This is a genomic window from Collinsella sp. AF29-7AC, assembly GCF_003475665.1.
Lineage (GTDB): Bacteria > Actinomycetota > Coriobacteriia > Coriobacteriales > Coriobacteriaceae > Collinsella.
This window is the reverse complement of sequence record NZ_QRQX01000011.1, coordinates 81,645-90,659: the sequence shown is the minus strand read 5'-3', so window position 1 is coordinate 90,659 and position 9,015 is coordinate 81,645. Positions and strand designations below refer to the sequence as shown.

Genomic DNA, 9,015 nt, shown 5'->3' with positions numbered 1-9,015 from the left:
AAACGCGGGGTCCGTTCAGGCTGTTGCGTTGAGATTGAAAATCAACCAACAGACAAGGGGTTGTGTGCCGCCTTGCTCCACCGAGGACAGGCGCGGCCCTGTGCCGAGTGCGGGGCGATGTTCGTGCCGCGCTCCAATCGGGGCAAATACTGTGACGAGTGCGCCGCCAATGTGCGCCGGAGAAAGAAAGCTGCCAGCGAACGGGAACGCCGCAGGCGTGGACATTTAGAGGCTGAAAAGCCTTGCAATCAGGGGGCTTGTGGACAGTCCTCAAAGGGGGACTAATACATTCCCCTTCCCCCACTCCAACGTGGGCGGCAAAATGGCGCTCACGTGGATTAACTTTGATGAATGATGAAAGGAGAGCCTATGACCTACGACCCCAGCATGACGATCACCAGCACCATCCCCGCCCCGGAGGGGAGCGACAGCACCAGCAGAGAGGGCAAGGCCATCCCCCTGCCCGTGATGGCGGGCGGCAACGCTTCACCCGCCCCGGACGTACCGCCACCCGATATGGTAAAGACCGTTGGCGGTACGACCTTTGATATTTATTTCCATTTCAGCCAGACCAGCCGGGAAACCTTTACCGACAAGGTACTGCGCCTTATTCAATCCGATGTTGTAACCTCATAAAAATAATTTACTTTTTTCTCTATCCTTATTGACAAAACCCGAAGGGTACGGGTATAGCAAAGGCCGTTGTCGCAAAGTGGCTTGTTCTGACGATTGCAACTTCAATAGCGTTCAACCTGTTTTCGGGATTTACTCTCTTCAAATCTCCGCTTGGCTGCTATGTGGATGGGCGGGTGTTTCTTGATAGATACCTGCCCGTGTTGCTTTTGATTGATGCTATTTTGGCTGCATTAGTAGCTCAGTCGATGGCAGTTTTCTATTTACTTAGAAATGCACCGCTTAGCATTATGTTGGTGTTGGTCGGGACGCTGCTCGCCTCCGATGAATATACGCTGGTGGTCTTTTCCAATCACGCATCGACGCAAATTCCCTGGTGGCTCTCAGTCGGACCATACTTACGCCATCTTGGAAATCTGTGCTTTCAAGGCCTAGCCATTAATCAGATCATTCTTTTCTCTGTTATTTGCACCGTTGTTTCGTTGCAGCTCGGGGTCATGGGAATCAAAGCGAGGAGGGGGTAGAAATGCGCTGCGAAGATATGATTAAGGCTGAAGCCTATCGAGTTATGAAGAGCAAAGCGCCTCTTCTGCTGATTGCGGCAGGTTTCGTGCTCGCATTGCTTTATTCTGCGTCTTATGAACCATGGAGAGCCTACGGAACGAGCGATTGGCTTGGCGACGGTGTTATGGGCTTCTTTCCAAACCCACAATATGGTTTTGGGGGAATTCCGGGAGACCTCGTTAAAGATGGAGCTCGCTACCTTTCCGCTGTGGCACCGCTTGCCCATTCTCTGTTCTTTCCTATTGTTGCTGTTCTCGTCATCGGCTATGCGTTTCGAACTCCGATAACGGGATCTCAATGGCTTGTTTCCTATGCAAGGGGAATGAAAACAGTACAGTTGTTGGTTGCAAGGACTCTTGTCTCGATTGTCATGCTTGTCGGTGGTTTTGTTCTCTTTTCGATACTCGTTGGTGCGGTTCAAAGCGCGAGCGGCATAGGAATGACGATGGATATGATCGGAGAGTTTCTTCTTCGGCTGTCTCTTGCTGCCTTGATTTGCACAACGTTATGCCTGCTGCTCGTCCTGGCCATCTCGCTCTTTGGAAATGGCGCGTTTGTTCTATCGTTCATCATCCTGCTGCTTTATTTGGGGTACGGGAATCCAAATATGCCACTGCACTTGACATGGCTGGCGACCCTTGCGTCCCCGCGACCAATTCAATTCATCGTGCCGGGGACGTTGCTATTTGTAGCGCTGGCAACAGTCGTTCCCATTGTCATCCTCGGACTTTGCTGGGCTATCAAGGGTGCTATCAGAAAACGGAGCATATAAATGAAAGAGTCTGAATTTAACGTTATTGAAGAGAATGATGTGAACGGTATCACTATCTACAATACCCAGTCTGGTGGCGTTCTCGACCTTGACGCTGCGCACACGAATGAACTGAATTAATATCGCAAGGGTGCCGCCGCCTTGGATGGTGATTTCGAAAAGGCCCTTAAGATGGGTGGCATGTTGGTAGATGACGATGTTGACGAGCGGCGAATGTTGATGCTTGAGAGTTTGTCGGCAAGGTTTGCAAATGACTATTTAGGCCTGACGATTGCTCCAACGCTGGCATGCAATTTTAGGTGTCCCTACTGCTATGAAAAGGGCTGTTCGCACCCCACTATGTCAGAAGAGACAATGACGGATATCGCAGCATTCGTGCGTTCCGGCTATTCCGGGATCAACGATCTTCACGTTGACTGGTATGGAGGCGAACCCCTACTCTGTGTGGACATGATCGAGCGACTGACAAAAGAACTGAGAGGGGCGATTAGGCCAGACGCTAGTTATTCTGCCGGTATGGTAACGAACGGATATCTCCTGACGCGAGAAATTGCTCAGAAGCTTGCTGATTGTCAGGTCGGTTCGGTTCAAATCACTATCGATGGCTCAAAGAGGGATCATGATTCGCGGAGGGTCCCAGCTGACGGTCGCCCGACATATGACACCATTATCGAGAATATCATCTCGTGTGCCGACGTTCTTCAGATTACCGTTCGCGTGAATGTTGATGAGTCCAATAGCAAAGAGGTCGATGCGTTGATTGACGAGCTTGACGCTAAAGGGCTTCGCGGCAAAGTCGCACTTTATCTTGCTGCGGTCGATAATGTCAACGATACCTGCTCAAATGTCATTCATTGTTTCTCTCAGCGTGGGTTCTCTCAAGTTGAAACGTTCTTTATGGATAAAGCTAGCGAGCGCGGATTCAACGTTATTCCGTTTACGCCGTATGATCCAAGTGTCTGCTGTGCGGTTTCTCTTAATTCGTTTGTTATCGATCCGCTTGGTAGGCTTTTTAAATGTTGGGATGAGGTTGGCAAGGGCGAGTGCGCCGTTGGAAATGTTCGAGAAGGTGTGAAAGCTAATTCGAACTATTTGAAATGGATGGAGTATTTACCAAACGACCCAGTATGTGGCGAGTGTGTAATGTTTCCGGCTTGTATGGGCGGATGTCCCCACGCCGCCATGGAGGGCCAGAGAAAATGCGCGAGCGTTAAGTTTAATGCCAGGCAGAGAATGCGGCTGGCTTGTAATTCGCAGTATTCGCATAAGGCAAATCACGATGTTTAGATTTTGGGTGCGCTATCTTCTCCATAAGCCAAGACTTTATTTCTATCTGCTTCTTGATGTCTTGTCTCAGCTGTGCAGCCTTGCTGAACCCTATTTGTTGGGTATGACTGTAAATGTGCTGACGGTAAAAAAAGACCTCGGTAGCAGTTTATGGACGCTAGTCTTATGTATTTTCGCGATTGGCGTGGTTGCCATTGTGAGGTCGGTGTTGGCCTATTGGACTTCCCTGATTTATGTCGACCTTCAAGCGCATGCAGGATATCAACTTAACGCTGACACGCTTGAACATGTCAAGCGTTTGCCCCGAAAGTTTTTCATCGGATTTGATGCGGGCTATTACAATCAACAAATCAATCACGATTCAAACGATCTTATGATATTCGGAATAACATCGGCGTCAAATATCATTGGCGGTGTTGCAACGATTATTTGTTCCTTGATTATGTTGATGAATATAAACACTGCGATGGCGACTGCCTGTTTAGCCTGCATCGTTGCGGGGGCATTAGTCTATCGATTGTTTAGCGGGCTGTTGTTCAATCGAGGTTTTGAGTTTCAAGAAAAGACCGCTGCTTTCTTTGGGGCTCTTCAGAGCCAACTGGAGAGCGTCTCCTTTCTTCGTCGCCATTCGTTATTTGATTTCTATTCCTTGAGGCTGCAGAAGGCTTTCGATGGCCTTTATCCAGCTATATTGGCTAACCAAAAAGCCGGGTCACGGTTCGAACTTGCGAATCAGTCGATTTTTTCCTTTGCACAGTTCTGTTTGCTCGCGATTGGAAGCTGTGAGATTGTTGCAGGCAAAATGCCGGTTGGTTTTTTGCTGACGGCATTGAGCTATTATTCGACCGCCAATTCTGCTCTGGTGGACCTGCTCTCTTGGGGCAAAAGCTACCAGGCGAGCAAGGTGAGTGCACAACGCCTTAAGCGCCTTTGGGCAATGGATGAAGAGGAGAACGGTTCTATCTGCATCGGTTCTCCTGTTTCACTTGTGTGCAAGGGACTGTCGATTTGTCGCCCTGATACCGATCGAATCATAGATTATCCAAAGCTCATCTCGTTTAATCGAGGAGTCTTATACGGCGTGTCAGGCGCAAATGGAAGCGGGAAAAGCACGCTTCTCGATGGTATAGCTGGTTTGTACCCCGATGATTACGTTGGGACTATTGCTTATGACGATGTCGATTTGGGCCAGATTGATTCTATAAATCTACGCTCATATGTCGTTGGTATTGCCGAGCAAGAACCCGATGTCGTTAACGGAACACTCAGAGAGAATCTGACGCTACTCGCGGGCGATAATTATCCTGTTCTTGAAGTCGGGCGACTTGTAGACCAGTTTGGTTTGACCAAACTGGTCTCAACACTTCCCAAAGGTCTTGATGGGGTGCTGGACGAACAAAACCATAATATATCGGGTGGTGAGAAGCAGAAGATTGCGATTATTCGCGTATTGCTTAAGGACTCACCCGTCATGTTATTCGATGAACCGACGTCGGCGCTTGACGGAGCGAGCAGGTCAGCGCTCATTGATATTCTGCAACAGAAGAAAGAAGAGCATATAGTGGTTGTTGTCTCGCATGATCCCGAGTTGCTTGAGGCTTGCGACGAAGTGATTGAACTGTAAAAGCTTGTGCATGGCGCTTCGTTGCGGGGCTCATTGCTGTGGATAGCGAATTGCAGCTGATGTGGGCAGTTATCCCAAACATGTATCAGCTTATTTTATTGCTAATCCCACAACGGCAAAACCGGTCAAACGAACGCTTCAGTACTGAGGCATCTGGCTATCTGACAAATTGCTATACTAAATCCAAGAGATTTGTATAGCAAACAGGGAGGCAGGGTTATGGCGACGACGTTGCTCGACAGGCATTCCGCCCAGATGAATGTGCGCATGGATCGTCAGCTCAAGGAGGCGGGAGATGCGGTGCTCGCAAGCCTCGGCATGACGCCGTCGCAGGCTGTTCGGGCGCTTTGGGAATATCTGGTCATCAACGAACGCATGCCTTCAAAGGAGGGGAGCGCAGAGATTCCCTCCGACGAGGCGAACCAGCGATTCGTGGAATCAAGAGCAGCACAGGGTAGCCATATCATTCGCGATTCGTGCCTCAAATACGGCATCCCCATCCCTGAGTTCTCGGGTGACTACGACGACCTCTATGAGGAGGCCATGGCGGAGCGCTATTCCGAGTGGGTGGAACTATGAGCACGGAAGGCGTCCTCAAGCTGTTAATCGATACCAATGTATGGATGGATTATTTTTCTGGTAGGTCTGACCGTACGGCAAACGTCGTCCATCTGATCGAGATTGCCGACGCTTCGGAGCTGATCGCCCTGTTTGCCTCGTCGCTTTCGGTCAAAGATGTCTCGTATCTTGTCTCGGCGGCAATCAAGAGAGAGTGCCGAAGGAAGAATGGCTTGCTGAGCGATAGCGCCATTGCGGCGGCGGACGAAACGGCCTGGGCATGCATTCGGCAGATGCGCGAGCTCGCCCTTATCGCGCCGGTGGGAGCAGACGAGGTGTTCGATTCCTTTGTGTTCAGGCATCATCACAATGACTTTGAGGATGACCTGATGCTGGGCGTTGCCAATCGCATCGACGTCGATTACGTCGTGACGGAGGACAAAAATCTCATTAAACATACCAATGGCGTATGCATAAACGTTGATCAAGCGTTGAGGTTGGTTGAAGGGTCCAACGTCTCCTCAGCACGGCCCGTCTAACCTGCTTTATCTTAATAAAGTGGGGTTTTCCCACCGTTAGCCGATGATGCGAGAGCGCTCGGCGTTTTCGACTGATTTATGCAAACGAAGTCTGGGAATATACAAGTCGCATGTCTTACTGTCTAACCAGTTGCGCCAAGGAGGCACCATGGATTACAAGATCACCGGCTACGAGCCCGCCCAGCTGTTCCATTTCTTTGAGGAGGTCAGCGCGATCCCTCGTGGGTCTGGCAACGAGAAGGGCATCAGCGATTTCCTGGTTGCGTTTGCCAAGGAGCGCGGCCTCGATGTGTACCAGGACGACGTCTACAACGTCATCATTCGCAAGCCCGCATCTGCCGGTGCCGAGAATGCCCCGACCGTGATGCTGCAGGGCCACATCGATATGGTGTGCGACAAGCTGGGCTCCGTTGAGCACGACTTTACGACCGACGGTATCGATCTGGTTGTCAAGGACGGCGTCCTCACCGCTAACGGCACCACTCTGGGCGCCGACAACGGCATCGCCGTCGCGCTTATGCTTACCGTGCTCAACGACGATTCGATTGCCCATCCGGCCCTCGAGTGCGTATTCACCACCGATGAGGAGACTGGCCTGGTCGGCGCCGAGACGCTCGACAAGTCCCAGATTAGCGCCCGCACCATGATTAACCTTGACTCCGAGGAAGAGGGCGTTGCCACCGTCAGCTGCGCCGGCGGCGTCGTCGTTACCTACACCTGCCCCATCGTGCGTGAGCACAAGACCGGTAGCACCCTCACGCTCGACATCTCCGGCCTACTGGGTGGTCATTCCGGCAACGATATCAACCTGGAGCGCGGCAACGGCAACCTCATCATGGCCCGCATCATCGACCGCCTGATGGTTGCCGGCGAGCCCGCCATCGTCAGCTTTAACGGCGGCACTAAGGACAACGCCATCAACCGTGAGTGCAAGGCCGAGCTGGTTTACGCCGACCACGCTGCCGCCGAGGCCGCGGCCCAGATCGCAAAGGACATCATCGCCGACGTCACTGCCGAGCTCGAGGTCTTCGACCCCGGCTTTACCTGCACCGTCGAGATTGCCGACGACGCCGAGGTCGAGGCCATGGACCAGAAGTCCGCGCTTGCCCTCATCCGTGCCCTGCGTCTTGCCCCTAACGGCGTGATTCGCCGCAACGTCGCCACCGACGGCTCCGTCGAGGTTTCCTCCAACATCGGCGTGGTCGCCACTTCCGACGACCAGGTCAAGATCATGCTGTCCCCGCGCTCCTCGATCACCTCGCTGCAGAACGAGTTCAAGGATCGTTTGCAGACGCTTGCCGATGTCCTGGGCTTCGACGCCAAGTTTGAGTTCGAGTATCCCGGCTGGAGCTATGCCGAGCATTCGCCGGTCCGCGACGTCTTTGTCGAGAGCTATCGCGAGCTCTTTGGCTCCGAGTTGCGCATCGAGTCCATTCACGCCGGCCTTGAGTGCGGCCTGTTTGCCGAGGCCCTGCACGGCCTGGACGCCATCGCCGTGGGCCCGACGCTCTCCGATGTCCACACCCCGGACGAGAGCATGGAGCTCGCTTCTGCCGAGCGCTTCTACGAGCTGCTCATCGACGTCCTCAAGCGCCTCGCTGCATAAAGGTTGCACTAGCAGCAGTCCGAGCCACGTGCTAGCGGATTGCAAATGACATTACGAGAGGGGGTACCCGGTCTTTTGCGACAGGTGTCCCCTCTCTTCTTTTAAGAAATGGGAAATTGATTGGCGTCTAGCCCATATCCGCCCTGATGAGGTCGAGGGTTCGCTGGCAGTTTTCGCGGACGGGGCCGAGCATATGATCGCGCAGGTCCGCCATGCCGGGCAGGTCGGCGTATTCGTCCATGACCTCTTCCATGCAAATGGGTACCTCGTAGGCGAGGTCCATCATGGTCGCAAAGCAAAACTTCTCGGATAGCCCGGCATCGGTGAGCGCCGTCTCCAGCGCGGGGTCGCCCATACCGTGGTATCGGCGGATAGCACCTGGACCGATGCGCCCCACACGATTTTCGCCGCCAACGCTCATAGCAAGGCGTGCCCGACGTCGCATGCGCTCATACGCCAAGCCCGATGCGACATCGTACATTCGAGCCATCATGGCTGCGCCGTCGTTTCCAAGGAGCAGGGAATAGTTTTTCGCATGCGCATCCGGTGCGCCGATAATGGCGTTGAAGAACAGTATCTGCGTAAACAGATGCAGGTTAAGTTGATGGTGGCTCGTAGTTACGAGGAGCTCTTGAATGTCGCGTGTGGTCGGGCCGCCGTCTGCCGTGTACTTTTGGGCGGGCATCACCCCAAGTGCCTGACAGAGGTCTTCTTGATGTAGGCGCCTGATCGTTCCGTCTTCGACTTTCACGCGGTCATAGCGCTCAACAATGAGGGTAGGTTCGTCCTCAAACATACGATATTCGACGTTTGCCGTTGCGATACCGGCGCGCTGGGCGCTTTTCATGCAGACAAACTCATTGAGAGCCTCGAGTTTAAATCCGTTAACGCCATTTTTGAAAATATGCGTCGTGGGCGAGGAGCCCATGCATTCGCACCAGCGGCCGTTAATGAACGCGAGCGCGAACTTGCCCTGGTTGCCTCCAAGTGACCAACTTTCATCTAGACCCATCCACGATGCATCGCGGTCATCTCTGATCGACTTGAGGCGGAGAGCAATTTCGTGGTCGTCTATAGGGCGGTAATCGCCAGCGCGATGCAGGACGGCGTCGGCATCTTCTTCGGCATAAAACTGCACTCCGCCCGGACAGTCGAGTCCGATATGGCTGAGCAACGCAACGGGATTGTTGGGCCTAACGTCGAATTCGGCGGCAATCGCTTTTCGCTGGTCCTCGCTGTCGGGTAGAAGGCCAAACAGGTACGGATTCATGACCTGTTGTCCGTATGTGCGATTCGATACGGGTATGTTGGTCGATAGGGCTGGCCCGTCATAGTCATGATCGTAGGTAAAGCTGATAAGACCGTTCTCATCTTGCGTGAGCGTTCCCGCAGGTACGCCGCAAATAATGGTCCGAAGTGATGTTCTGGCCAT

At 52.9% G+C, this 9,015-nt stretch carries 9 protein-coding genes; 8 read left to right on the top strand and 1 reads right to left on the bottom strand.

Features of this window, described 5'->3' with window-relative positions:
- Positions 1–369 precede the first annotated feature (369 nt).
- The 8 genes from DWZ15_RS10550 (at position 370) to DWZ15_RS06570 (ending at position 7,583) form a co-directional block, all read left to right on the top strand.
- Complete coding sequence (locus tag DWZ15_RS10550) at positions 370–636, top strand: transposon-encoded TnpW family protein (RefSeq protein ID WP_035300361.1); 267 nt, start codon at positions 370–372, stop codon at positions 634–636.
- Positions 637–809: 173 nt separating this feature from the next.
- Positions 810–1,157, top strand: coding sequence for a hypothetical protein (locus DWZ15_RS06600; protein WP_118450047.1), 348 nt, complete (start codon positions 810–812; stop codon positions 1,155–1,157).
- A 2-nt stretch (positions 1,158–1,159) separates the two neighbouring features.
- Positions 1,160–1,969: a hypothetical protein gene (locus DWZ15_RS06595; protein ID WP_118450045.1), complete on the top strand. Its 810-nt coding sequence runs from the start codon at positions 1,160–1,162 to the stop codon at positions 1,967–1,969.
- A 171-nt stretch (positions 1,970–2,140) separates the two neighbouring features.
- Positions 2,141–3,256, top strand: coding sequence for a radical SAM protein (locus DWZ15_RS06590; protein ID WP_118450043.1), 1,116 nt, complete (start codon positions 2,141–2,143; stop codon positions 3,254–3,256).
- Positions 3,249–4,880: an ABC transporter ATP-binding protein gene (locus DWZ15_RS06585; protein WP_158572512.1), complete on the top strand. Its 1,632-nt coding sequence runs from the start codon at positions 3,249–3,251 to the stop codon at positions 4,878–4,880. Before DWZ15_RS06590 ends, DWZ15_RS06585 begins: the two co-directional genes overlap by 8 nt.
- Before the next feature lie 219 nt (positions 4,881–5,099).
- Positions 5,100–5,459: a type II toxin-antitoxin system RelB/DinJ family antitoxin gene (locus DWZ15_RS06580; protein ID WP_118450039.1), complete on the top strand. Its 360-nt coding sequence runs from the start codon at positions 5,100–5,102 to the stop codon at positions 5,457–5,459.
- On the top strand, positions 5,456–5,977 hold the full coding sequence (locus DWZ15_RS06575; protein WP_118450037.1) for a PIN domain-containing protein: 522 nt from the start codon (positions 5,456–5,458) through the stop codon (positions 5,975–5,977). Before DWZ15_RS06580 ends, DWZ15_RS06575 begins: the two co-directional genes overlap by 4 nt.
- 148 nt (positions 5,978–6,125) lie before the next feature.
- Positions 6,126–7,583: an aminoacyl-histidine dipeptidase gene (locus tag DWZ15_RS06570; RefSeq protein ID WP_118450035.1), complete on the top strand. Its 1,458-nt coding sequence runs from the start codon at positions 6,126–6,128 to the stop codon at positions 7,581–7,583.
- 127 nt (positions 7,584–7,710) lie between these two features.
- Here the strand turns inward: DWZ15_RS06570 and DWZ15_RS06565 are convergent, their stop codons facing one another.
- Positions 7,711–9,015 (bottom strand): type II toxin-antitoxin system HipA family toxin, encoded by a 1,305-nt coding sequence (locus DWZ15_RS06565; protein ID WP_118450033.1) that lies wholly within the window; start codon positions 9,013–9,015, stop codon positions 7,711–7,713.